This window comes from Desulforhabdus amnigena (genome assembly GCF_027925305.1).
Taxonomy (GTDB): domain Bacteria; phylum Desulfobacterota; class Syntrophobacteria; order Syntrophobacterales; family Syntrophobacteraceae; genus Desulforhabdus; species Desulforhabdus amnigena.
Genome location: NZ_BSDR01000001.1, coordinates 4,002,332 through 4,027,643, shown reverse-complemented (window position 1 = coordinate 4,027,643; position 25,312 = coordinate 4,002,332). Strand labels below are relative to the sequence as shown.

Sequence of the window (25,312 nt, the reverse complement as noted above, 5' to 3'; positions counted from 1 at the left end):
TGCCGAAGAAGCTTATAGAGGAAACATCCATATGATTACCGCCGTCATGATCGCGATCATAGTGCTTTCCAATGCAGCAGGCGATGTCCTGATCACAAGGGGAATGAAAGGCATCGGGGAAATCACGACTTTCAACCCCAGGGAACTCCTTTCCATCGCTCGACAGGTCATAACAAACAGAGATTTCGTGCTCGGCATTGTCTCCCTTGCTGTCAGTTTTTTTTCTTTTCTCGCCATTCTCTCCTGGGCCGATATGAGCTTCGTTGTCCCTGCGACCTCGGTGTTTTACGTGGTGAGCATTCTCGGAGCCAAATTTGTTTTAAAAGAAGAAATCAGCAGGTTACGCTGGACAGGGACCCTTCTGGTCTGTGTCGGCGTGGCACTGGTCTGTCTTCCTTGAAGACCGGTTTTTCAGGAGCCTTATGTTCATTGGAATCATTCAATTCCTTTTGGCCGGTCTTACTCTCTGTTCTGTACTCTATTACCTTCTCTGCATCCTTTCGGCCCACAGGTTTTTTTCCCGTTCTTCCATCCCCTGTGAGAATTCACTTCCCCCGGCAACAATCATGATCCCACTTTGCGGGTCTGATTTTAAGGCCTACGAAAACTACACTTCCTTCTGCCGTCAAGACTATTCCACCTATCAGATTCTTTTCGGTGTCCAGGATCCCGAAGATTCGTCCATCCCGGTCATTCGAAAACTCATCTCCGATTTCCCTGAAAGAGATATTGAACTGGTCATCGACTCTGCGGTGACGGGTCAGAATCCCAAGGTAAACAATCTGCAGAACATGCTCTCCAGAGCAAAGTACGACGTGCTGGTCCTTGTCGACAGCGATATTCGCGTGAAGCCCGATTACCTGGCAACCCTTGTTTCTCCCCTCAAAGACGAACACGTAGGTCTCGTCACCGCTTTTTACCGCGCAGGGGAGGCTCCAAGCTTCGCAGCCAAACTGGAGGCTTTGGGGATTACAGGAGAATTTGCTCCAAGTGTTCTTGCAGCTCAACTCACAGAAGGGATATCCTTTGCTCTGGGGGCGACCATGGCTCTCACAAAGAGCAAGTTACAATCCATCGGGGGATTCAAGGCTATTGCGGATTATCTCGCCGATGATTTCATGCTGGGTAATCTCCTCTGGCAGGCCGGCTTTGAAATAAGGCTCCTGCCTTACGTAGTGGAGACCTTCTTGCCGCCAGCCGGCATCAAGAACATGATCCGTCATCAGGTTCGCTGGTCTAGGGGGATCAGGGCCTGTCGGCCTCTTGGGCATCTCGGTTCCATCATTACTCATGGCACGTCCCTGGCAATCCTGAACGCTCTGTTCCATACAGGATCCCCCCTGAGCCTTTTTTTATTGATCCTGACGGTCTCCGCACGTTTGGCCATGGCCTGGTTCGTTGGAATCCATAAGCTCGGCGACAAAATACTGGCTCAAAATATTTCCCTCATTCCCCTGAGAGACCTCCTGAGCTTTGTCGTCTGGTGTACAAGTCTTTTTGGAAAAGGTGTGGAATGGAGAGGCAGACTCTTCAGGATTGTCGACGATGGAAAAATCATTCCTACCGACGGGCTTTCAGCCATTCACCGCAGAAAACACAGCAAATGAAAAGAGGCTTCAAGTGATATGATGAAAATCAGGCTAAATCGATCCGCATTACGCAGACGGCACAGGCTAAAGTACTGGTCTTCGTAATTACGCAGCCGTTTACCCATACGTTTTCGTAGGAGCGGCATCCTGCCGCGACAAGGTGTGCGGTTGCCGGTTGCTGTCACGGCTGGAAGCCATTCCTACAAGGAAGTGGCCACGTATAAGCACGGCTCCACACGGATAAGGAAACAAAAGAGAGGAACCTGGAGGCAGAAGCAACAGCACGTAGGTCGCGTTGAGTTTCGAAACGCGACATTTCATGATTGTCCGTTGCGTTTCATTCCATCTAACGCAACCTACGCACCACAAAGATAAAAAGCTTCTCAATCTGCGCAAGCTGCGGATAAAAACAGGATGAACAAGACCACAGGTCTATTCAAAACCTACACACCGGCATTGTCTCCGATCGCTTTTTTCTGCACTCGCATTTTCTCGAGCAAGTCACCAAACGAACTGGTGGCGATCACCCGGCGGAAGGTGTTTTTGTAGTTGTCAACAATACTCACGCCGTCGATATCCACATCCCGAATGAACCACCGCCCTTCCTTCTGTATCAGGTGATAGTCCACGGGAATATGTTCATTGGTGCGCATGATGACGGTCCCGACCCGCATGCCTCCGGGTTCAGGAGATTCAGCGCTGTATTCGATATTTTCCTTTTTGAGGAAATTGAGGACCATGCGCGTATAGGAATCCTGAAACAACACCGTAAAGAGGCTTTGAAACTCGCTGCGTTGTGCTGCCGAGATTTTATCCCATTGGTCCTTTACGGATTCCCTTGCCATTTCTTGGGGAAGAAAGTTTTCAGAGATGATCTGTCGCACCAACCTAGCCCTTTCGGCACGATGGGCATCGCCCTCAAGGTCCGGCCGGGTCTGTATCTCCATGGCCTTATCCAGCACGGACTTCACTTGGGCCATGGCTCCGCCGTCGGCGGCACCGCATTCCCAGGCGAAGGCAAAACACCAAAAGAAAGCCAACAAGATCCCAAGCAAACGTAGCTTCATTTTAGATCTCCTTGCGAGAACTCATTTTCCGAGGTACCAGACCTGCCAGTAGAGCAGGTAAAATAATAATGGCCGCAATCAAAACACACAAGCTTCCTACACAGGCGACAAATCCCAGGCTGAAGATTCCCCGGTGGTGCGACAACATGAGCGTACCAAACCCGATCGTAGTGGTCAAGGCGGCCAGAATAACTCCCTTGGCAGTGCTCAAGGGGAGGTCTCCCGGACGCATCCCGCCTTCCTTCCACCGGTGAAGGATGACTACTCCGTATTCCACGCCGGCTCCTACAATGAGCGGCATAAAAATACTGTTGGCCAGATTGAAATCAACCCCGACCAGCCCCATGATCCCCACGGTCCATATGGTCCCGATCACGAGTGGGACCAGAGCCAATAGAGCAAGTCCCAATTTCCGGAACGAAAGAGCCAGCAACAGGGAAATGGCGACTATCGCATATAATGATGCCAGAAAACACGCCCGCTTGAAAGCGCTGGAAAAAACATACAGGGAAACCGGATCTCCCACGACTTGCGGATCCACACCCTGGAGGCTTTTTATGAAACGAGCCAGTGCGCCTTCTTCCCAAATGGATTCCCTGGGGAACACCTGAATCAAATATTCATTGCCCTGGTAAAATCGATCCCTCAAGTCCGCCGGGATATCCGCAATGGTCATTGGCGGTGCATCAGCTCCGCTGCGAACGAAATTCAGGGTATCCGCCAAGTCCTCCTGGAAGCGTTTCTGATACTCCGCCAGTCTTTTCAAAGCCTCCGGTGAGTCTTGAAGTTCCCGAACCACCTCACCCGTGAGGACCCTTACGCGGGCCATCTGTTCCAGAACGGGGGCATCGGCCCCCCACTGATCCGCTTGATCTTCCTGCATTTTAAAGCGAATTCTCTCGAGCACCTCTTTCAACCTCTCGATGTCCCGGATTCCCGTAACGGCGGGTACGGACTGCACTCTTGGAATTTCGGGCAAGAGGGACCTGAGGATGGCCAGTTTCTCATCCTGATTTTCCGGCAGGAGGGAGAAGACGCTCTCGACGTCCGACACCGTCGGCAGTTCTTTGAAGGCTTTGATTTTAGCCTTTGCCTCCTCGGGAGAAGAAGCGAATGAGGCACAAGACAACAAAGAACGTTGCGAATTTTCCATCAGCCGCTTTTCCCACACAACGGCTTCCGCATTTTCTGCCTGGAGCCTCAGGGGGTTGAGATCAAACTTCACTCGAGAGGCGCTGCCCAAACTCGCAAGACACAAGACGACCACACAGGCCAGCAGCAAGCGGGCACCCTTCGGATTGAGATGGATAAGTCTTTTTCCGTCATCGGAAACAGGTTTGAGTACAAAGGTTTTTCCGGGCTTGCCCGCCAGGAAAATGCTCAAGGCGGGCAGGATGGTAAAATCCGCAAGCAGATTGAGGATCGTGCCAAAGCCGGTAATGAGCCCCAACTCCATGAGGCCTCGAAAGCCGGTGAGCACAAAAGCCAGAAAAGTGAGGGAGGTACTCAATCCAGCAAGAAAAATTCCCGGCCCCGAGCATTCCATCACGCGCCGGATGATAGACCGGCGATCCTTGAAGCCCAGGCGCTCTTCTTCTTCAAACCGGCTGAACCAGTGGATCCCGTAGTCCACACCGAGTCCGATCAGTAAGGGAGCAAAGACGACGGAAAGCATATTGAGATGGCCGATGAAGAGAGTGGCCCAGCCGAAAGTCCAACAGAGGCCAATGCCAAGAGATACCATCTGTATGAGGGGACGCCGGGAACCTCCACGAAATACGACCATGAGTATCCAGACGCCGAGCAGAGAAATCCAGGTCGCCCTCTCCATATCTTCCAGGACCGTGCTCATCTCATCGTTATTGAGAGCCTCCTGGCCCGTTACTCCAGCCTGCACATCCGGATAGGATACCCGGGTCTCACGGATGAACCGACGCAAATGATCGAGAGCGTCCTGGGCTTTGGTGAGGGTTCCCTTGACCTTTTTGGGTATGACGGAGACAATGAGGAATCGTTTGTTCCCTTCCCAAAAATAGCCCTCCTGGCTCAAGTCCATCTTTTCTTTGGTAAAAAAGGAAGCCCAGGGAGACTTGTAATCTGACGTTCCCTTCAGGTACCCACTGAGGCCCTCCAGGGTTTGGAGCAGAAACTCCAAATCCATGGTCCCTCCGCTGTTATCCGAGCCCTCCTCCGATTTTTCTTCATCCAGAAAGCCTGTAAAGAGTTCTCCAACCATCCGCCTGGCCATTTCATCATTGACCAGTTTGAGAAAGTTGGGAACAGTCGCATCCGCGGCCAGGCCATGGATCATGGCGGAGTTTTCCTGAAGAGTGTGCTGCAGATAAAGCAGGTCCTGCTTGTCCAGATAGAGAAAAGCCCAATGCTTGAAAAGGTCCGGGTCCACGCGGTAAAAGACATTTTCAAAATGAAGGGTATCTTCCTTGATACGATGTACAAGGGCCAGTAGAAAAGAAATCCCGCGTTCGGGAGAAGGCGCCTCGATGACTACCGAGAGGCTTTGCTCCCCCCCCGGTTCAAAGGTGTCCAGTTTGTCGGAAAGGGTAATGAGAGGATGGTGGGTGGAAATGAGCTCCAGTTGGTCCGTTTCCACTTCCAGGTGCGTGACGGCATAACCGAATGAAAGCACGGCCGACACGACAGCGATCCCCAGAACAAGGCGTGGCCTGGGTAGAACCCAGGCCATCCATAGACGTATCAATCTTAATATAAAATCCATTGTCGATTTATCATCCTCAGCCCTCTCCGGCTTTCTCTCCAGGGCAGTCTCTCATGAGCACTGCCTGATTTCACGAATCCTGAATCGATAAAATTTCCACATTCAAGGCGTTCCGGAAGTGTATTCACCGATGGAATGACTCAGCCGGGCCAGAGCAACATGATAGTCATAAAGAGAACGCAGGTAATCCCCCTGATTCTTTCCATATCTCTCAATCGCTTCGAACATGTCCTTGGCGGTTCCCACGCCGATATCAAAATTTGAAAAGGCGGACACGATCCATTTCCGAGAAGCTTTCGCCGCTTTTTCATAGGCTTCGTAAGAACTCCTCGCTTCCAATACATCCTGGTAATTTTTGGCAACCTCGAGGGGGATATTCTGTTCGGCAAAATCCTTAGTGCAGAGCAATTTTTGATATTCAGCCGCGGCCTTGCGCACTTTTCCCTGGCCGATCCCCAGGTCGAAGTGCCATTGGCTTCCCAGCATCACTCCGCCGTAGGCGTGATTGAATTCATCGGAAAAATAGGAAATGGGCATGCGTTCACGCCCTGGGGCCCCCGCAAAGGAACCGACCGCCGCAAGGAAAAACGAGGGATAAAGATCCGCTTTGGCGGCATCCAACATAGCCTTCCTGGCAGCGAGGCCCTTTTCCAGCTGATCCAGTTCGGGCCGTTTTTCAAGGGCCTCACGTATGTAATCTTCCTGATCCCCCAGGGCCCGCGTATCTTTGGGGAGCTCTTTGGCATCCAGATTGAACTCTTTGTCCGGTGGATAGCCGATGGTTCTCTTCAAGGCCATGTAGGCCATCTTCGCCCCCGAATCCGCCTGTACCTTGAACCTCTGGATATCGGCTTCAAAGGCATCGAGACGATACAAGTCCGTCTCGTCGGCATTCGCCGATCCTACCGCGATCAACCGCTCGATGCGCTGCCGCGCGTCCCGGACGAAACCATCCGCATCTTTTGCGGCATCCTTGCCCTGCCCCGCCACAATCATTGCGAAATAAAGCTCTTTCACATTCAGGATGATATCGCCTTCCTTTTTGACCTTGGCGGATTTCTGAGCTTCCACTCCATAAGCGGCGGCGTCCTGGCGATGGGAAATCTTTCCGAAGGTGTACAAAGGTTGCACGATATTGAAATCGAGCCGCCCAAAGATTCCAATGCTGTCTTTGTCATTGTTTTGAATCTGCCCGCTGAACAATCCCCCTCCCAGGGACTTATCGACCAGAACGGTCGGCAGATCGGCATCTTCCGCCGGCCCTCCGACAGCCGTTATATCCAACTGAGCCCATCGCCCCGCTTTAGCCTGAGCCAAATCGCTTTGAGCTGCAACGACATCCTGTTCCGCCTCTTTGACTTCCGGACTCTTCTCCAAAGCCATCTGGATCAGTTTTTCCAGCCCCAGTACTTCAGGAGATTCCGCCGCCTGAAGAATGCTTCCCAAAATCATGAAAAAAACAAGCGGTACGGATACAATCCAGAATTTTTTCATTTTTCGGGGGGGTACTTTCATTTCGCACCTTTCTTTATGGGAATGTGGCAAACTTGAAATCGGGTTAAAATATCGCACTTTGACCTGAATGAAAAGCGAGAATGCGCCTTGCACAGGATACCCCTACCTTGACATGAAACAGCACATCTGTTAGCTATTCCACACTCGGAAGCCTGGGGTTTGCCTACAGGTATCGAGGTATGGCCAAATTTTTTATTATTTTATTCCGATATAGCCAAGAGCAAACAAGGCGCTCATGAAAGACGCGCAGGAGAATGAAAGATCACCGGATCTTTTCCCAAACCATGAAGCGCAAATTGATCATCAATGCCGACGACCTCGGCTACACGCAAGGGGTCAATCTCGCCGTACGTCACTGTCTGGACAAAGGAAGCCTGCGCAGTTCCACATTACTGGCCAATGGAGCGGCTTTTGAAGAGGCTGTCCTCCTCTGCAAGCAAAAGCCGGAGTTGGGTGTCGGCGTACATCTCACCCTCACGGAAATGCCTCCCCTCGCTCCAGTCGATAAGATCCCGGGCCTGTTGAATCCGGAGGGTTTATTACCCGCCACTCCGGGGAAGCTTCTGACTGCTCTAAAGCTTCGCAAGATCAAGCGGGACGAACTCTTCAAAGAGCTCGATCTTCAAGTGGCAAGAATAGTGGATGCAGGGCTTTCCCCCACTCATCTGGACAGTCACAAACATATCCATGCCATTCCCGAAGTTCTGGAGGTGGTGATTCAGGTTGCCCGCAGGCATTCGATCCATTGGATCCGGAATCCTTTCGAATCCTCCGCAGGTCTCCCATTGCTGCCCAATGTAGACAGAGATCAAAGGTCCGTCTTCATCAAGCAACACACGATGGCCAAATGGATTTCAATATACCGTGGCACCTTCCTCAGCAAAATAAGACACGCCGGATTGCGTACTCCCGATCATTTTTTTGGTGTTTCCCTGACGGGCATCTGGAACGAAGCCTCCATGGCTTACCTCATCGAACGTTTGCCGAACGGAATCAGCGAATGGATGTACCATCCCGGCAACTGCGACGACGCATTGCGTCGGCAGCGAACCCGCCTGCTCCTGCAGCGGGAAAAAGAAAGAGACCTCCTGTGCTCTCCCCTTTTAAGGGATCTTCTTTACAAACATCACATCCTCTTAGAACACTACGGAGAAGAAACAACGTGAAAACGTCATCTGAAGCGGCGTTGTCGGAAACACCATCGGAATCCAACTCGAAAGCACCTGGTATTTCCGTCGTGATTCCCTTGCATAATGAAGCCAAAACACTCGAGGAATTGTATCAACGAGTCAAGACTACCCTGGAAAAACAGGAAAAGCCCTGGGAGCTGGTTTTGGTCGATGATGGCAGTACCGACGGCACTTCCAAAATTCTGGATACTCTGTATGAAAGAGATCCACGGGTCTCCGTGGTTCACCTGCGTCGAAACTACGGTCAGACCCCGGCCCTCATGGCAGGATTCGATCATGCCAGGGGGGAATACGTCGTCGCCCTGGATGGCGACCTACAACATGCTCCCGAAGAAATCCCGAATTTCATTGAAAAAATAGAGGAAGGCTACGACCTTGTATCCGGCTGGAGAGTCTCACGTTCCGACGCCCTTTTGACCCGGACCATCCCCTCGCGCATCGCCAACTGGCTCATGGCCAAGGTATCCGGCGTCCAGCTTCACGATTTCGGCACCACATTCAAGGGATATCGTCGGGAAGTGCTCTCCGACATCCGTCTCTACGGGGAACTCCATCGTTTTGTTCCCGCCCTTTCTTCATTGAACGGCGCTCGCATCGTCGAAATCCCCATCAAGGATATGGGACGCAACGAAGGCAAGTCCCACTATGGACTCTCGAGAACATTCAGAGTCATGTTCGATCTCTTGACTGTGGGATTCCTTTTGCGTTACATGACCCGGCCGCTTCATTTTTTCGGCAAGCTTTTCCTTGCCTGCTCCGGCAGCTCCTCCCTCATAGGGTTGTTCCTGTTATTCCGCAAGGTCTTCTCAGGAGTCCATCTCTTCCAGGAACACGGCCCCCTGACGCTTCTTGCCGCCGTTCTGATGCTGGCCGGAGTTCAGTTCCTCGCCATCGGGCTTTTGGGAGAGATTCTGGCTCGCGTGTATTTCGAATCTCAGGACAAAAAGATCTACGCCGTCCGCAGGCTTCTCCGCCGGGAAGAATGAGAATGGTCTTGGCCTTTACGTGAAAAGATATGAGTCAAAGGCGAAACAATGTTTTTTTTTCGATCATCATACAAGTGCAACTGGCTGGCTCATTTCACATTCTTAATAATGATATCCATATTATATAATTGGATATATAATTATAACTTTATTAGTCTTTGGGGAAATGACAATATATTATTCATTTCAAGAAATGCAATCATTACATATATAATCACATATGCTTTCTATCAGACTATCGCAATAAACAGGCTGTTATTCTCCATAACAACTCCAATTATATTCCTTTTAAGTTCTTTAAGTTCGTATTTTATAAATCATTATAAAATGACGAATCTCAGTGCACAGTCCATTGCCTTTGCCGCGGAATCCAATCTGGAAGAGGCTTCCGCGTTTATAGGCCAAGACTTGATAACGAGAGTTTTAACAGGCCTGGTCATTTCAATAGTTATCATTTGTGTCTACAACCGCAGTCGCCTCCAGTGCAAAACCTGGACAAAGCTGAAATTGATTTTAATGTCGGCGATTGTCTCCGTTTCCCTGGCGCTCTATTACGAATTTCCAAGCCCTCTTCCCCTGCCATTCGGCATTTTCGAAGCCACTTTGACGTATGCAAAAGAACAGCAGCGTTTCAAGGAAATGTCCCAAGCAAAAACGGACATCTCCAATGCGGGGGACCTCGCACAAGAAGGAAACGAGGACATCACCGTTATCCTCATCATAGGGGAATCCGCACGATCCGATCATTTTCACATCAATGGGTATCCCAGAGGAACTTCTCCAAATATTGAAAAACTGGGGGTTCTTTCATTTAAGGATGTCACATCGTGTGGAGTCTCCACGAGAGAATCCGTGCCTTGTATGATGACCAGAGCCACCCCCGACGATCTCGATCCATCCATTGGCGAGAAATCTTTCATTTCCGTTTTCAAGCGACTGGGCTTCTACACGGCATGGATTTCAAATCAAAGAGTAATGGGCGACAATGACACCCCGATAACCTCTATCGCCAGGGAAGCCGAATATGTTTATTTTGGAAATAAAGGGAGTGAATTCATTTATACCAAGTTATTGGACGAAGACTTGTTGGAGACTCTCGACACCTGTCTCAACCAACCGGTCCCCAGAAAAATGATCGTCCTGCATACGGTAGGAAGTCATTGGTTTTACGAAAACCACTACACGGATGCATTCAGGCTATACACTCCCGTCTGCACGCAGAAGGAACCGGGCAATTGCACCCATGAGGAACTGATCAATTCTTATGACAACACCATTCTGTACACGGATCACTTTATCAAGGATGTCATCGATCGAGTGAGCAGCACCAACTCCATCGTCTTCTATCTATCCGACCACGGTGAATCGCTGGGAGAAGAAGGCCGTTTCGGCCATGGGCAGGCCGGGGGATTTTTGGAGCAGAAAAAAATCCCTTTTCTGGTTTGGCCTTCAAATCGCTACATGATTGAGAATGCAGAAAAATTAGAGTCTCTGAAAGCCCATCTCAACAGCCCTTTGACGCACGACAACCTTTTTCACAGCATCCTCGACTGTGCGGGGATCCACTCCTCCATCATCGATCCGGGGCTCAGCATCTGCAGATAAATAGGGAAAGCAGGAAACGCTCTTGAAAAGCGATATTATCATGAACCATGAGCTTTTTTTTCATATAAAAACCACGGAGACACGGAGGCCACAAAGAAAGACTTTTAAACGAAATCTCTGTGTTCTCGTATCTTCTGGTTCAGAGGAAGTCGTTTCCCTTCCTACCAGTTCACAAGGACTTTCTTCCCACCCTCTTCCGCCAGCACACGGAATTCCAGATCCGGATGTCTGGCGAGAAAAGCTTCCAAGGGCCCGCTTTCACTGAAAAGGAAAACTCTTTGGTCGGATTTCCAGATTTTCGGAAAGGACTCGTCATCATAAAAAATGGAAGGGGCATCGGGGAAAAAGGAACCATACCACAAGTTTCCAAAATGCCCATTGAGGATAGAGAGCTGAAGGTGCGTGTAGTAGTTGATGGAAGATCCTCTTTCGTAAACTCCGTTGACAAAAATCATATCCCCGGGCTGATGCTGCTCCTGAATGACTTCCGCCAGACCTTTGGATGAGAGCACCGGTTGAAATGCCACCATGCCTGAACTGTAGGAATGAAGCAGTCCGACCATCATCAAGGCCAGGCAGAGGGCCGACAGAGACCAGCGCTTACGGAGAGTGGCCAGCAAAGCCAGGAGAGGCCCCAAAAGGAGTATGAAGGCCGTCCGGTAAACGAGGCCGGACAAACGGCTGAAAGTTTCAGGAGTGAGGTCCAGCATATGTCCGAAAGAGAGCGCATACTGTTCCGGATTCACGGTCAAGGTGCTGCTCACATCTCCAGCAGCGGCTGCCCCTCCCTTACCCAACCATGCCAGTACAAACAATCCACTGCCCACAATAAGCCCCACTCCCGCCAGCACCGCCACAGCGAAAGAAGCCGTCCGCTGCTCCGATGCACCCTGGGGAGAATCGATCCGGGCAAGCACCTGCCCCAAGAGGAGAGCAAATGCCGGGAGCGTTGGAAACGTATAGTATTCCTGAGTCGTTGAAAAGGAAAAGAAGGTCAAGATGACCAGAATCCACAGCAAAAGGAACTGATTGATCTGTTCCGACGCTTCCTTGGGGCGCAAGGTAGAGGGAATGATCTGCCTTAATCCCAGGAAATAGGTGCTCCATGGAAAGAGCCATGCCAGGTGAAGGAGCCAGAACAGCCATAGGGGAACCGTGTCGTAATCTTTAGGATATCTCAATCCCAGGTAACGCAGGAAATGTTCATTTACGAAATAGAACCATAGGAACCCTTTGTTGGTGATGCCCGCTATCAGGTGCCAGGGAACAGCCACCAGCAGGAAGATCACCATACCCTGGAAGATCTGGATGCGTTTGAAGATTTCCCAGCGTCCGGTCAGAAGGATATGGGCAAAAATCACTGTTCCCACGAAAACCATCCCCACCAACCCCTTGGTGAGCACAGCCAGAGCAACTGAAGCGAAAAGCCCCACATTCCTCGGGTCCAAATGTCGTGCAATTTTTTTCGGGGAAACTGTATCGTAAACTATTCTGAGGTAGAAATAGAAGGCAAGCGCTATGAAGAAGGCGAGCATCACATCTGGAAGAAGTATTCGCGTGAAGGCATAAGGCCCTAGGCTGGTGACATAGACCAGGGCCGAATAAAATGCCGCGCGATTACCGAAAAATCTGTTTCCAAGGGTATAGAGAAGAAAAGTGAGAAAGAGGGCAAAAAGCGCCACGGGGAGGCGGACTACCCCGTCCGAAAGGCCCAGAAGCCTTACGGAAAGGGCGGACATCCAATACATGAAAGGGGCCTTTTCAAGGTAGCGGATTCCATTGTTGATCTTCAGCGTAATCCAGTCGCCGCTTGCGGCCATTTCACGGACCGCTTCGGCATGCACGGTATCGGCATCGTCAAAAAAAGCGGGACGGAACAGACCGCCCAAATAGATCGCCGCCCAAAGAACGAAAAGAAGTGCGCACTGGAAAGACTTCGTACGAAAAACCATGTAAAACCATCCCAAAAGTATCGGGGTTCAAATCATGCAGCCCGGAATCAGCGAAGAGATCCATGCATTTTTTCAAAGACAACAGTCGTTCATTCTTCGTCGGCGCTTTCGCGCTTTGCAAAGCGTTCCTTATAAATCAAACAAACATTTCTAATATAAATCAGCAACCCCCCCGCCTGTCCAACGATAAATACCGGATCCCGGCGCAGTATGGCATAGACAAGCAAGAGCCCTCCACCCGCCACGCTCAGGAACCAAAATGAGAGGGGAACCACACTTTTGCCCACCCGTTCACTGGCAATCCACTGCACCAGGAATCTTGCCGAAAAAAGCCCTTGGGCGATGAAGCCGAGAGCAAGCAAGCCTTTTTCCATAAAATGACCTCAATTCTATTGCGTACGCATGATCTTAGAGTGATTTTATTCCAGGGATCTAGAAAAATCGGCCAGGATTTGATCCTCTTCTCAATACCTACTTCTTGAAAAAGAGATAAGCAGCAAGCGCAACCAGTATGGCAGAGAATATTTTCTTGAAGCTGGCTGTAGATATATGTTCTACGAGACGCGCACCCACCTGAGCTCCTATAATGCCACCGATGCCGAGCAATATACCTGCCTTATAATCAACATTTGCCAATTTGTTGTGTGCGACAAGGGCTGAAACGGAAATCACCAAAATGGCGAGAAACGATGTCCCCACGGATTTTTGCGCCGAGTATCCCAGGAACAGCAAATAGGGGACCATCAGAAATCCTCCCCCCAAACCCGTAAAGGATGCCCCCACACCAACAAGGACCCCATAGACAACCATCATCACCAAGTTCCAGTCCATAATATCCCTTTATTGAGTAACCACTAAGTTATTTCGTAACCGCCCCACTTGCATATCCGCGGATTGCACCGATGCCGCAGAAAGACGAACCGTCTACATACACCTTCCCATGATAAGATCCAAGCCATTTTTCCTTTCAAAATGCGCATCACAGAGATTGGAACGGAGCCGCCATTGTCCTCCTGAAAATTCTTCATATATCATTGAAACTTCGGTTATAATTCCTAACTCGGCCTCGGGGCCATAAAGATTATCATGGATTCTGCCAGCAATGAGATGGAAATCACCAAGCCAGGCGGGTTTGACGATAAATCGGGAGATCGATGAAAATAAAATTTGGAATAACGATCAAATTTTTCTTGTTCTATTTTGTTCTGATTTCAATTTTTTACGGCACAATTGTCATTCTGTTCATCCACATTCAGCAAATCATGAGAATATCTGAAGATATTGTGAACAAAAACTACAAGATATCCTCCGCTTCCAAGAAAATGATCGAAAGCCTGCTATGGATGGCGGAAACGGAAAGCAAATACAATTTGCTGAAAAAAGAAGATTATAAAACATATTTCGCGTCAGCCCAGAAACAATTTGAAGAGAACTTGACAGAAGTCCTTTTTCTCGAAGGCACTACGGCAGACAATCAGAATCCCTGGAAAGAGCTTTTCAAGGATTACGTTGGCCAGCTCCCGAAAGGTTCTGAAAACTCGGAGGAAGTGGAATCGTCCAATATACTCTGGATCCCCGAGCAGGTCATCAACGACTGGATCCAACGGATCTCCAAGGCAAGAATGGAAAATGAACAACAGATCGAATCGGAAATGAGAACCCTCAATGACCGTGGGCAAATGGCCGTAAGGTGGGGGGTTGTGGGGTTGGCATTCTCCGCCTTACTCGGTTTACTAGGGATTATATTCCTGACCCGTTCCATGAGCCGGCCTCTGCGGGAACTTCTTCGAGGAATCCATTCCGTTTCACGCGATGGACTGAGGGAACCCATCCGCATACGTACGAAGGATGAATTTGGTGAAGTTGCAGGGGCATTCAATGACATGGCCAACCGTCTCAAAGATGAGGAACGCATGCGATCCGACTTCATTTCCATGCTGAGCCACGAAATCAGAACACCATTGACATCCATCCGTGAATCGGTAAACCTCATTGCGGAAGAAGTCATGGGCAAGATCAATGACCGGCAAAGGCGTTTTCTGGAGATTGCAAGTCGTGAAATCGAGCGCATTTGTGATTTGCTGAACCATCTCATGCAGGTATCCCGCCTGGAGGCGGGAGCGGTCCCCATACGACGTCAGCGATTCGATCCCGTGAGCCTCGTCTCGGGCAGCATCTATCGCATGACACCCGCTGCCGAAGCGAAGGACATCCGGATTGAGACGCAGATCCCCAACAACGTTCCACACGCTTTGGGAGATCCCGAAAATCTTCAACAGGTTCTGTTGAATCTTTTGGGAAATGCCATCAAGTTCTCTTCCCCTGGAAGCGATATTATTGTACGAATAGAACTCGATCAAGATGGGGATTCAAAATGGCTGAAGTTCTGTGTTTCTGACAAAGGCTCCGGAATCCCCGCAGAAGAACTCCCCATGGTTTTTCACAAGTATTACAGAGCTACAGGAATGCGGGACCAGGTGGACGGTGTCGGACTGGGTCTGAGCATTTCCAAGCATATCATTGAAGCGCATGGGGGAACCATCTGGGTGGAGAGTCAACTGGGGCAAGGCAGCACGTTTACTTTTACCCTTCCGATCGCATCGGAGGAAGAACCAGGGTGATGCAAAGGCAAATTCTTCAAATAAATTTATTATATTGTATCGGTTTATTCACTATTCTCGTTTTGGGAGCGGGGTGCAGTTCTTTGCCTCCGGTTCAAAAGGGTGAAGTAACAGTCATCAAAGAAACCTCTTCGGAAGATAAATTGCATTTGTCTAACTGGAAGGAAGGCATGGCAGCATTTCAAAATGGTGATTACAGAAAAGCTGCAGCTCTCTTTGAAGTGATGAGTGAAAACACCGAAAACGAGAAAATTCGCCACCGGGCCCTGTATGCTCTGGCTGTCACACGTCTTATTCTGGCCCAGAGCCCTGAAGAATTCAGCCAGGCCATGGGTGTCTGGGAGTGTTGGAGCGAGGAGAGCGTCACTGATCTCGAGGGGCAGGACCCCCGGATGATTACTCCCTTTCTGGAACGGCTTGTGCCGCCAGGCACTTCTGAAAGCGTTCCCTTGCCGTCAGCAAAGAAGCCTTCCAGGAATGCCGAACACAGCAATATCTACAATAGCTACCTGACATGCAAGGAGCTCCTTCGCGCCCGTGATAAGGAAATCGAACGCATCAAATCCAGGCTCGACATTAAAGAAAAAGAAGTAAAAAAGCTGAAAAAGCAGATCAATTCTCTTGAAGAAATTCACTTGAAATTTCAGGAAAAGAAACAAGAGATATCCTCACCATGAGAACCTCAAAATTGGAGCAAATCTTGAGTGTGAAACAAACCATCCTGATTGTGGATGATGATTCTCATATTCTGGAAGTCTTGGAAGCCCGCCTCACATCGGCTGATTTTCAGGTTCTCACGGCAACCTCCGGGACAGAAGCATTGGAGATCATTAAAGATCATCCAGTAAATCTGATGATCTCCGATGTCCGCATGCCGGGAATGGGGGGAATGGATCTTTTTAAAGAGGTACACGCTCTTTACCCTGAACTTCCCGTTATCTTTCTCACGGCTTACGGAACCATTCCGGATGCGGTCAGTGCCGTCAAGGCCGGTGCAGTGGATTACCTGACCAAACCGTTCAGCGGGCGTGATCTCCTGTCGAAGGTAAATGAAATCCTCAAGCGGCAAACCGTTATGGAGCCCCGAAAGGAGAAGGAGGCGGTTCCACCTAAGGAGGCGGTTCCACCTCTGGACCAAGTGCTCTATACGGGCAAGAGCCCTGCCATGCAGGAACTTTATGACCTGATAGAACGGATCGCTCCGAGCGACGTGAATGTGCTTCTGCTGGGAGAAAGCGGCGTGGGCAAGGAGCGCGTGGCCCACCTGATCCATGAAAGAGGCCCCCGCCGCGAACATCCTTTTGTTGTGGTGGATTGTGGTTCCACCCCTACGGGGCTTCTTGAAAGTGAACTTTTCGGACACGTGCGAGGCGCTTTCACTCATGCCATCCGGGACAAGAAGGGCTTGATCGAAGCGGCCGACCACGGAACTTTGTTTCTGGATGAAATCGGAAACATCTCCCCTGAAATGCAGGTCCGCCTCCTCAGGTTTCTGGAGGACCGGAAAATACGCAGGATTGGAGATCTGAAAGAAATCTCCGTCGATTGCCGCGTCATTTCCGCCACGAACGTAGACCTGCCCGAAGAAGTGGAAGCTGGCACTTTTCGTGAAGACCTCTATTACCGCCTCCGCGTCGTAACGCTCAAAATCCCGCCGCTGCGCGACAGAAAAGAGGATATCCCCATACTGGCTCAACACTTTATTCAGTCATTCTGCGAGAGCCATAAACTCCCTCCTATAAAGCTCCCCACCGAGACTGTGAAATGGCTCATGGAGTACCCATGGCCGGGAAATGTTCGGGAACTCAAGAACGCCTTGGAGGGGGGAGTGGTATTGTGCAGAAACGGGGTGCTGCATCCCAGTGACCTTCATCTCTCGGGGCTCCCGCACGCTCCGCATCGGGCCGCCGCTCCACCACCGCCTGAAAGCGATTCTTTATCCCTGGAAGACAGCGAGCGACACGCTATCATTCGTGCCCTTCAGCAGGCCGGGTGGGTGCAGAAGGATGCGGCGCAGCTCCTGGGAATCAGCCGGCGCGCGATCCACTACAAGATCAAGAAATATGGCATTGAACTTTCAAGCAAGCGCGCGGGAGGAGAAAATCCTCCTGCGGATTAGGAACTGTAATAGGGATTCCAGGGAAATACGCTTTGGTGAATCTCCCTGGCAACAGCACAAAGAGGAACATGCGTGACTGACAGGATGCAGCCCGGTGAGCAAAAAACCAGAAAATATCGAGCGGATTCCGTTTAACAAGGAAGAGATTGCCGTATTGAGGCAATCCATCTCCATTTCGGAAGAGCTCATCAGCGATTTTTACAAGATTTCCACATCGGAATGGAAGCGCTACCGCTATGACATTCAATCACTAAAAGATTTGCTGGAAGAAGAAATCGTCGATATCGCCTTCGCTCAGGTCCATCGATATGCGCAATCACCACATCAACGGCTCAGAGGGAGCGAGACCGGAGACTTTTTTAAGATCTGCCTGCAGGATCACATGATCAGGAAAGCCGTCCAGAGGGACCCGCATATCGAACTTCTTCCTCTCACAACGTATATCGTCACCCATGAACTGATTCATGTGATACGCTTTGCCAAATTCCTCCAAAGATTTTACAGTACCCCCAATGAACAGGAAGCCGAGGAAGGGCGTGTTCACGCCCTGACCTACCAGCTTCTGAAAAACTGCAAGATCAAAGGTCTTCCGGAAGTTTTGCTGGCATTCAAGGATTGTCGCACCATGGAAACCTTTTATGGTACCCGGGAGAAGGCTTCAAACGAATAAAAAGTGAGTTTGCGTATTCTCTCCAAACATCATTAAAAGCCTATCCGAAGACCGTCCCCGGCAGCGGCCCCCTTTCAATTCCCCCCTCGAGGGGAGGACTAAGGGGGGTGTTCCAAAGTCTACAGGAGCTTTCCGGATAGGTTCTAAGAAACAGTAAAGGATGGATCAACAAGATGAATGAAAAAATCACGCGGGAAGAGGTTCGCCACGTTGCGAAACTTGCGAGACTGGAGCTCTCCGATCAGGAAGAGACTCAAATGACGGAGCAAATGAATCAGGTGTTGACTTACATGGATAAACTCAATGAGTTGGATACTTCGAAGATTCCTCATACAACACACGCCATCCAGCTTCAAAACGTCTTCCGCCAGGATGAAGTACAGCCGTCTCTGGATCGCAAACTGGTGCTGGCAAACGCTCCACAAACCGATGGCGTGAGTTTTATCGTTCCCAAAGTGATTTGATGCAGAAGAACAAAACCATGTATTTCTTCCCCAGCATATTATGATCCGATAGAAAAGAGGTTATCAGCATGGATCTCCACTCCCTTACCATTCACGAACTCCGTGAACTACTCCTCCGCAAGGAGGTGAGTACCACCGAAGCGGTTACGGCATATTTCGAACGCATTGAAAGCATCGATCCTCTGCTGAGCTCCTTTTTGACCTTGATGAAAGACGAGGCGCTAAAAGAAGCACAGCTTTACGATGATGGCCGCAAAGACCTCGCCGCTTCCCCTCTGGCCGGTATCCCTCTCGGCATCAAAGACGTCATCTGTACCAAAGGATTCCGAACCACCTGCGGGTCCCGTATTCTGGAAAATTTCATTCCCCCCTACGATGGGACGGTTGCGGAACGCATCTATAAAGCCGGGGCCATTTTACTGGGGAAAAACAACATGGATGAATTCGCAATGGGCTCGTCTACGGAGAACTCCGGATTTACCCCCACACATAATCCCTGGGATACGGAGCGGGTTCCGGGCGGATCGAGCGGCGGATCGGCCGCTGCCGTTGCGGCGGATTTGTGCGCGGCTTCCTTGGGAACCGATACAGGCGGTTCCATTCGTCAACCCGCTTCTTTTTGCGGTGTCGTCGGCTTGAAACCCACCTACGGCCGGGTTTCCCGTTTCGGCCTGGTGGCTTTCGCGTCTTCCTTGGATCAAATCGGCCCCATCACGAAGGATGTGGAAGATGCAGCCCTTCTCCTGCAGGAGATTGCCGGTTACGACCCCAAAGACTCCACTTCCGTGAATCTGCCCGTCCCGGATTACCGCGGGGCACTCAGGCAGTCCATAAAGGGGCTTCGGCTGGGGATTCCCAAAGAATACTTCATCGATGGAATCGAACCCGATGTGGCTGCGTCAGTCCAGAAGGCGATCGAAACTCTCAAACAACTGGGCGCGGAAATCGTGGAGGTTTCCCTGCCTCACACCGACTATGGTGTGGCAGCCTATTACATCATAGCCCCAGCCGAAGCGAGTTCCAACCTGGCCCGCTACGATGGGGTCAAATACGGTCTTCGAGCCTCCAATTCCAAGGACCTTATGAGTATGTATCGCCAAAGTCGTTCCCAGGGATTCGGAGCAGAAGTCAAGCGGCGCATCATGCTGGGGACTTATGTTCTTTCTGCCGGCTATTATGACGCATACTATAAGAAGGCCTCTCAGGTGCGCACGCTCATTCGCCGGGATTTTCTGGATGCCTTTGAAAAGTGCGATGCGATATTGACTCCGGTCGCCCCGATCACTCCGTTCAAGATTGGCGAAAAGATCGATGATCCTCTTCAGATGTACTTGAGTGACGCATTCACCCTGCCGGCCAGTCTTGCGGGAATTCCGGGCATCTCGGTCCCCTGCGGCTTCTCATCAGGGAATCTGCCGATAGGCCTTCAGATTCTCGGTCCTCATTTTCGGGAAGACATCATTCTCAGAATTGCCCACCAATTCGAACAGGCAACCGAACATCATAAGATGAAACCGAAATTGGGATAACCCGGCACGACTCTATCCCTTTTTTATATATCCTGCGAACAGCCGAATTCCGGACCTCTTTCAGCCCTTTAGGAGCGGCTTCCAGCCACGATCAGCCTTCTCGTCGCGGCTGGAAGCCGCTCCTTATACATAAGGTTCGATTCTCATGTGTGCGGGGTTCATTCACTAGGATATCCCTTTGACTGCCAGGATCATGGAAGAATAAGGAGAAAGTGAGCCATGGATGAGCTCTATTCCATGCAGGAACCATTGATCTTCAAGCTGAAAAGCATTATTCGCTTCGCCGTTCGGCTTCTGGCAATACTGATGACGTTGGTCATCCTATGGGGAGTCATCGATGTGGCATGGGTATTATATTCCCATCTGATGGATCCCCCGTTCATGATGCTGACCATCAGTGATATTTTAGATACCTTTGGTGCGTTTATGGCCGTTTTGATTGCCATAGAGATATTCATCAACATAACGGTCTATCTTCAGGATGACGTGATCCACGTCAAGATAGTCATGGCTACTGCCCTTATGGCCATTGCGCGAAAGGTTATCATCCTGGATTTTTCCAAGATCAGCTCGGATTACATCTGGGCCACGGCAGCATTGGTTCTGGCTATGAGCCTTGGCTACTGGCTCATCTTGAAATGGTCGGAGCATGAGGAAACGAAGATCAAACGGCATCTGGCAAAGCAGACAATGGCCCACGCCGATGAGGCTGAAGACGGTGGACACCAGCAGGTGAGCCGGAAACAGTAAAAATAAGGTAAGATGTAACTTTTCAATCAATGTGGGTCTGAGTTGCCGCAGCAAGGTCGGATTTTTTGACTTGATTCATACCTTCCGAAAGTGACTTCGGCTCATTCAACTGTCCCGGCCTATCCCATCAAGTCCCGAAGCGGGTAGAATGGTAGCCTCCGGGACTGCTGAGTTGTCATCGGTTCGAAGCCACGATCCTTCTGACCAGCTTGTCAATTTCCACAACAATCACAACAGTGACCGAGATCAAAACGATCCGCAGCCATTCCATCGGCATGATGGGCTCCATGCGAAAGACCCACTGTAAAGCCGGGAGATAAATGGCAGCCAGATGGGCCAAAAAAGCGGCCATGGTTCCGAAAAAGAGGAAAGGGTTCCCCAAGGGATTCATGCGGAAAAGGGACTGCATCTCGGAACGGCTGTTAAAAGCCTGAAAGAATTGAAAGAAGACAGTGGTAGTCACTGCGATGGTCCTGGCTTTCTCCAGAGACATGCCCATGTTCAGGTCATGGATGAATTCATAGACCACTCCTGCTGAAATCAACAGGGCCACAATGATGGTGCGTTCCACAAGGAGGCGGTTGAAAATACCGGATCGAGGGGGTCTCGGAGGCCTTTTCAAAACGTCCTTCTCTCCCGGTTCAAACGCCAGGGCCACATCCTGGAGTCCGTTGGTGACGATGTTGATCCACAAGAGCTGCGCAGGCAGATAGGGAAGCGGCAATCCCAGCATCACGGTGGCCAAAATCGTGATGATGGCGGCAATACCGGTGGGAATAAGGAAAAAGATGACCTTACGGATATTGTCGAAGACGATCCGCCCTAGTTCCACGGCCTGATAGATGCTGGCGAAATTGTCGTCGGCGATGACCATGTCCGAGGCTTCCTTGGCCACATCGGTGCCGGTTTTGCCCATGGCCACGCCGATGTGAGCCGCCTTCAGGGCGGGAGCATCGTTCACGCCGTCTCCGGTCATCGCCACAATCTCGCCATGCTTGAGCAACTGCTGGGTGATGCGCAACTTGTGCTGGGGAGAAACACGCGCATAAACCGACACCTTTTGCACCAGGTGAAACAGGTCTGCATCGGTCATGGTCTCTATCTCTTTACCGGAAAGAACGTTGCGGACCGCTCCTTCCGGTCCGGCTCTTTTGACAAGGGTAGCGAGGAGGCCTTTAATCAATCCCAGGAATTCCGGATCGTTCATAGCCTGTACGTGCCTGCCGGTGAGGCTCTCAGGCTCGACCTGGCCCAGCCCGGAACGTACCGCCAGAGCCCTCACCACATCCTGGAGCAGGGACAGGATCTCGTCATCGGTCAGAGAATCTACCGGCTTCGCCGTCAGATCCTCCACCACCTCCTCTTCGGATGCGATGCCTAGTTTTTTGGCGATGGCCAGAGCGGTGACAGCATGGTCGCCAGTGATCATCACCACCCGGATGCCCGCCTCCTTGCAGCCCGCCACAGCATCGATAGCCTCCGGGCGGGGCGGGTCGATCATCCCTTGCAGTCCTGCGAAAACCAGCCCGGTTTGCAGGTCGTCCATGGAGATATCTTTCTGCTCGGCAGGAACTTCTTTGAAGGCCATGCCCAATACCCGCAGCCCCTCTCGGGCGAAATGCTCGGCCACCCTGGGAGTTTCTTTCCAGGCATCCATCCTACAGTCGACGCAAAGTTCCATGAGTTTCTCAGGCGCTCCCTTGACAAAAACCAGGTTGTGATCGCCGCCCCGATGAAGAGTGGCCATGTACCCCCGGTCCGACTCAAAGGGGATGATCGCGAGTTGCGGAAGCCTGTCCTTTTCCTTTTCAGGATCGAGACCGGCTTTCATAGCAGCGACAATGAGGGCGCCTTCCGTGGGGTCGCCGTCCACCCGATAGTCCTCCCCTTCTTTGAAAACCTCTGACTCGTTGCACAGCAGGCCGATCCGGAAGAGCAACGCAAGCTGTGAGTCGACTCCGGCATGGACAGGGCGGCCTTCTTCCAGAATTTCTCCCGTCGGGTCGTAGCCGCTGCCGGTCAGTTCGTACACTTTTTGCCCGTCATAAACCCGGTTTACCGTCATTTCGTTCTTGGTGAGGGTACCGGTCTTGTCCGAGCAAATCACCGTGGTACTGCCCAGGGTCTCGACGGCTGGCAGTTTCCGGATAATGGCGTCGCGCTGAGCCATGCGTGTCACCCCGATCGCCAGGGCGATGGTCACCACGATGGGCAGCCCTTCGGGGATGGTGGCTACCGTGGCCGCCACTGCGGTCATGAACATATCCTTGGCGTTTTCGCCCACCAGGACACCGACCAGAAAGAGCAATGTTGCAGCCACCAAAACGATGATTCCGATGGCTTGGGCAAAGCGGTCGATCTTTTCCTGGAGGGGTGACTTGGCCACTCCGACCTCCTGGACATCTTTGGCGATGCGCCCTAGGACCGTCCGGGATCCGGTGGCCACTACGATCCCCTTGCCCCGGCCGTTGACCACTACCGTACCCATGAAGGCCATGTTGAGCTGATCGCCCGGGGTGAGGTTTTCCTCGGAGATGACCTCACTCTTTTTTTCCGCCGGAACGGATTCCCCGGTGAGCATAGACTCATCGGCCTTGAATTCGATGGTCTTGATGAGCCGGACATCCGCCGGCACTCGGCCTCCCGAGGCCAGCAGGACTATGTCCCCGGGCACCACATCTTCCCCGTTGATCTCCACCTCTTTTCCATCCCTGACAACCCGGGCCCTGGCCACCACCATCTTTTTCAGAGCCTGAACCTGCTTCTCGGCCTTGTATTCCTGAATGAAACCGATGAGAGCGTTCAAGATCAGCACGGCGGCAATTACCCCGGTGTCTTTGTATTCCTCCAGGAAAAAGGTAACCACCCCGGCAATCACGAGAATGTAGATCAAGGGACTCATGAACTGGTGAAACAGAATTTTCAGCAAACCGATCTTTTCCACTTCCGCCAGCTTGTTTGGACCAAACTGCGTAAGGCGTTCCCTGGCCTCGGCCTCCGTCAGACCGTGATCTGAAGTGTTCAGGTCTGCAAGTATCTGATGCACATCGAGTCGATACCAGTTCATAGTCCCTCCTTAGGTTGCCGAAAGTACACACAGTTTCTTCGATTCCCCACAAATAAGAAATCCCCAGCCTTCGCACAAAAGCTGGGGATTTCTTATGCTGCGAAAGCGTCCGAATAAATTCAGCCTTCCTGACTAAAATATCTTTTGGGCACCACCACAATTCCTCGTGGAGTCACATGAAACTTTTTACGGTCTTCCTGGGGATCAATACCGATTTTCGTATTCGGTGGAATGACATTGTGTTTATCGATAATGGCTTTCTTGATCTTGCAATAGCGCCCTACCTCCACATTATCCATGATGACGGATTCATCCACTTCCGCCCAACTCCGTACCATAACTTTATAGGATAGAACAGAGCTTCTCACGATTCCCCCGCTGATGATGCAGCCTGGGGAAACAAGGGAATCCACCGCGGTTCCCACGCGGGGCGGTTTACCATCCGGTTGATTGAAGACGAATTTTGCGGGGGGATACTGCCGCTGGAAGGTCCGAATGGGCCAGAGGGATCCGTAAAGATTGAAAAAAGGATCGATACCCGTGAGATCCATATTGGCATTCCAGTAGGCATCCAGAGTCCCGACATCCCGCCAGTACTGAGAATCGCGAGTCCCATCCACCAGGCACAACCGCCGCCCCCCTTCCGAATCCACTACATGAATATAATCTTTTATCTTGTTCATACGACGGTAGGGATAGGCCAAAACCTTGTGACTTTCTATAAGCTTGGGAATGATATCACGCCCGAAATCGTCATCCTCGGATTTGGTGAGAAGGTCCAATAGCAGATCTGTCCGAAAAAGATAAATCCCCATGGATGCGAGAGATCGATCGGGATCATCAGGAATGGGTTTTGGGTCTTTCGGTTTTTCCTCCCATGCCCGAATCCTGAAATCATTGTCGACCTCGGCAATTCCGAATTCCGAAGCGTGGCTACGGTCCACTTCCAGCAGCCCCACAGTAACATCCGCATCGTTTTTTTCGTGATACTCGCGAAATGCCACATAATCCATTTTATAGACATGATCGCCCGAAAGTATAAGCACGAATTTTGGCTGCTCTCTTTCCACGAGGTAGAGGTTCTGGCGCACGCAATCCGCGGTTCCCCTGTACCACTGTTCTCCGAATCTTTGCTGAGGAGCTGCAATCCGCAGATAATGGCCCAAATCTCCCGAAAAGATATTCCATCCCTCCTCCAGGTGATCTACCATGGACTGGGACTTGTATTGCGGAAAAATCAGGATCTTATAGAGCTGCGAATTGATGCAGTTGCTCAAGGGAATATCGATGAGGCGGTATATGCCTCCAAAAGGCACCGCAGGTTTGGAACGATCCTGGGTAAGCGGCATGAGGCGCTGCCCCTTTCCTCCGGCCATGATGATGGTGAGCACATCTTTCATAATTCCCCTTTGAAGCCACTTCACGGAGACTGGCTTGTTATGGCAGGTACG

The 25,312-nt window shown here is 51.0% G+C and carries 20 protein-coding genes; 12 read left to right on the top strand and 8 right to left on the bottom strand.

The window, feature by feature from the left end:
- Positions 1-31: 31 nt before the first annotated feature.
- Both QMG16_RS17120 and hpnI read left to right on the top strand, forming a co-directional pair.
- The gene (locus QMG16_RS17120; protein WP_281796188.1) at positions 32-400 is read left to right on the top strand and encodes an EamA family transporter; all 369 of its coding nucleotides are present in this window, start codon (positions 32-34) and stop codon (positions 398-400) included.
- A gap of 22 nt (positions 401-422) precedes the next feature.
- Positions 423-1,607 carry a bacteriohopanetetrol glucosamine biosynthesis glycosyltransferase HpnI gene (gene hpnI / locus QMG16_RS17115; RefSeq protein ID WP_281796186.1) on the top strand — a complete coding sequence of 395 codons (1,185 nt, stop codon included), beginning with the start codon at positions 423-425 and terminating at the stop codon, positions 1,605-1,607.
- 425 nt (positions 1,608-2,032) lie between these two features.
- On the opposite strand, the gene QMG16_RS17110 is transcribed toward hpnI, so the two are convergent.
- From QMG16_RS17110 to QMG16_RS17100, 3 genes are all read right to left on the bottom strand, one after another.
- Positions 2,033-2,656: an MlaC/ttg2D family ABC transporter substrate-binding protein gene (locus QMG16_RS17110; RefSeq protein WP_281796184.1), complete on the bottom strand. Its 624-nt coding sequence runs from the start codon at positions 2,654-2,656 to the stop codon at positions 2,033-2,035.
- Position 2,657: 1 nt separating this feature from the next.
- A complete protein-coding gene (locus QMG16_RS17105) occupies positions 2,658-5,393 on the bottom strand; it encodes an MMPL family transporter (RefSeq protein WP_281796182.1) in 2,736 nt (911 codons plus the stop codon).
- Positions 5,394-5,495: 102 nt separating this feature from the next.
- On the bottom strand, positions 5,496-6,908 hold the full coding sequence (locus QMG16_RS17100) for a TolC family protein (RefSeq protein ID WP_281796180.1): 1,413 nt from the start codon (positions 6,906-6,908) through the stop codon (positions 5,496-5,498).
- Positions 6,909-7,162: 254 nt separating this feature from the next.
- On the opposite strand from QMG16_RS17100, the gene QMG16_RS17095 reads away from it, so the two are divergent.
- The 3 genes from QMG16_RS17095 to QMG16_RS17085 are packed head-to-tail and all read left to right on the top strand — an operon-like array spanning position 7,163 to position 10,689.
- On the top strand, positions 7,163-8,074 hold the full coding sequence (locus QMG16_RS17095) for a carbohydrate deacetylase (RefSeq protein WP_281796178.1): 912 nt from the start codon (positions 7,163-7,165) through the stop codon (positions 8,072-8,074).
- Positions 8,071-9,084 (top strand): glycosyltransferase family 2 protein, encoded by a 1,014-nt coding sequence (locus QMG16_RS17090; protein ID WP_281796176.1) that lies wholly within the window; start codon positions 8,071-8,073, stop codon positions 9,082-9,084. The genes QMG16_RS17095 and QMG16_RS17090 overlap by 4 nt, the downstream gene beginning before the upstream one ends.
- Before the next feature lie 48 nt (positions 9,085-9,132).
- Positions 9,133-10,689: a phosphoethanolamine transferase gene (locus QMG16_RS17085; RefSeq protein ID WP_309298890.1), complete on the top strand. Its 1,557-nt coding sequence runs from the start codon at positions 9,133-9,135 to the stop codon at positions 10,687-10,689.
- Between the two features lie 161 nt (positions 10,690-10,850).
- Here QMG16_RS17085 and QMG16_RS17080 read toward each other — a convergent pair whose 3' ends face one another.
- From QMG16_RS17080 to QMG16_RS17070, 3 genes are all read right to left on the bottom strand, one after another.
- Complete coding sequence (locus QMG16_RS17080; protein WP_281796174.1) at positions 10,851-12,641, bottom strand: ArnT family glycosyltransferase; 1,791 nt, start codon at positions 12,639-12,641, stop codon at positions 10,851-10,853.
- A gap of 89 nt (positions 12,642-12,730) precedes the next feature.
- Positions 12,731-13,015, bottom strand: a complete 285-nt coding sequence (locus QMG16_RS17075; protein WP_281796173.1) for a lipid-A-disaccharide synthase N-terminal domain-containing protein — start codon at positions 13,013-13,015, stop codon at positions 12,731-12,733.
- Positions 13,016-13,112: 97 nt separating this feature from the next.
- A complete protein-coding gene (locus QMG16_RS17070; protein ID WP_281796172.1) occupies positions 13,113-13,472 on the bottom strand; it encodes a sulfite exporter TauE/SafE family protein in 360 nt (119 codons plus the stop codon).
- Between the two features lie 323 nt (positions 13,473-13,795).
- On the opposite strand from QMG16_RS17070, the gene QMG16_RS17065 reads away from it, so the two are divergent.
- From QMG16_RS17065 to QMG16_RS17035, 7 genes are all read left to right on the top strand, one after another.
- Complete coding sequence (locus tag QMG16_RS17065; protein ID WP_281796171.1) at positions 13,796-15,262, top strand: HAMP domain-containing sensor histidine kinase; 1,467 nt, start codon at positions 13,796-13,798, stop codon at positions 15,260-15,262.
- Positions 15,263-15,432: 170 nt separating this feature from the next.
- Entirely contained in the window at positions 15,433-15,939 is a 507-nt protein-coding gene (locus QMG16_RS17060; protein WP_281796170.1) for a hypothetical protein, read from the top strand.
- Positions 15,936-17,381 (top strand): sigma-54-dependent transcriptional regulator, encoded by a 1,446-nt coding sequence (locus tag QMG16_RS17055; protein ID WP_373878688.1) that lies wholly within the window; start codon positions 15,936-15,938, stop codon positions 17,379-17,381. Before QMG16_RS17060 ends, QMG16_RS17055 begins: the two co-directional genes overlap by 4 nt.
- A 94-nt stretch (positions 17,382-17,475) precedes the next feature.
- Positions 17,476-18,051, top strand: a complete 576-nt coding sequence (locus QMG16_RS17050; RefSeq protein ID WP_281796169.1) for a hypothetical protein — start codon at positions 17,476-17,478, stop codon at positions 18,049-18,051.
- A gap of 173 nt (positions 18,052-18,224) precedes the next feature.
- Positions 18,225-18,515: an Asp-tRNA(Asn)/Glu-tRNA(Gln) amidotransferase subunit GatC gene (gene gatC, locus QMG16_RS17045; RefSeq protein ID WP_281796168.1), complete on the top strand. Its 291-nt coding sequence runs from the start codon at positions 18,225-18,227 to the stop codon at positions 18,513-18,515.
- A gap of 68 nt (positions 18,516-18,583) precedes the next feature.
- A complete protein-coding gene (gene gatA, locus QMG16_RS17040; RefSeq protein WP_281796167.1) occupies positions 18,584-20,044 on the top strand; it encodes an Asp-tRNA(Asn)/Glu-tRNA(Gln) amidotransferase subunit GatA in 1,461 nt (486 codons plus the stop codon).
- Positions 20,045-20,263: 219 nt separating this feature from the next.
- The gene (locus QMG16_RS17035; protein WP_281796165.1) at positions 20,264-20,794 is read left to right on the top strand and encodes a phosphate-starvation-inducible PsiE family protein; all 531 of its coding nucleotides are present in this window, start codon (positions 20,264-20,266) and stop codon (positions 20,792-20,794) included.
- Between the two features lie 175 nt (positions 20,795-20,969).
- On the opposite strand, the gene QMG16_RS17030 is transcribed toward QMG16_RS17035, so the two are convergent.
- Together QMG16_RS17030 and glgC are read right to left on the bottom strand one after the other, a co-directional pair.
- Complete coding sequence (locus QMG16_RS17030) at positions 20,970-23,861, bottom strand: cation-translocating P-type ATPase (protein WP_281796164.1); 2,892 nt, start codon at positions 23,859-23,861, stop codon at positions 20,970-20,972.
- A gap of 119 nt (positions 23,862-23,980) precedes the next feature.
- Entirely contained in the window at positions 23,981-25,285 is a 1,305-nt protein-coding gene (glgC, locus tag QMG16_RS17025) for a glucose-1-phosphate adenylyltransferase (protein WP_281796162.1), read from the bottom strand.
- Positions 25,286-25,312 lie beyond the last annotated feature (27 nt).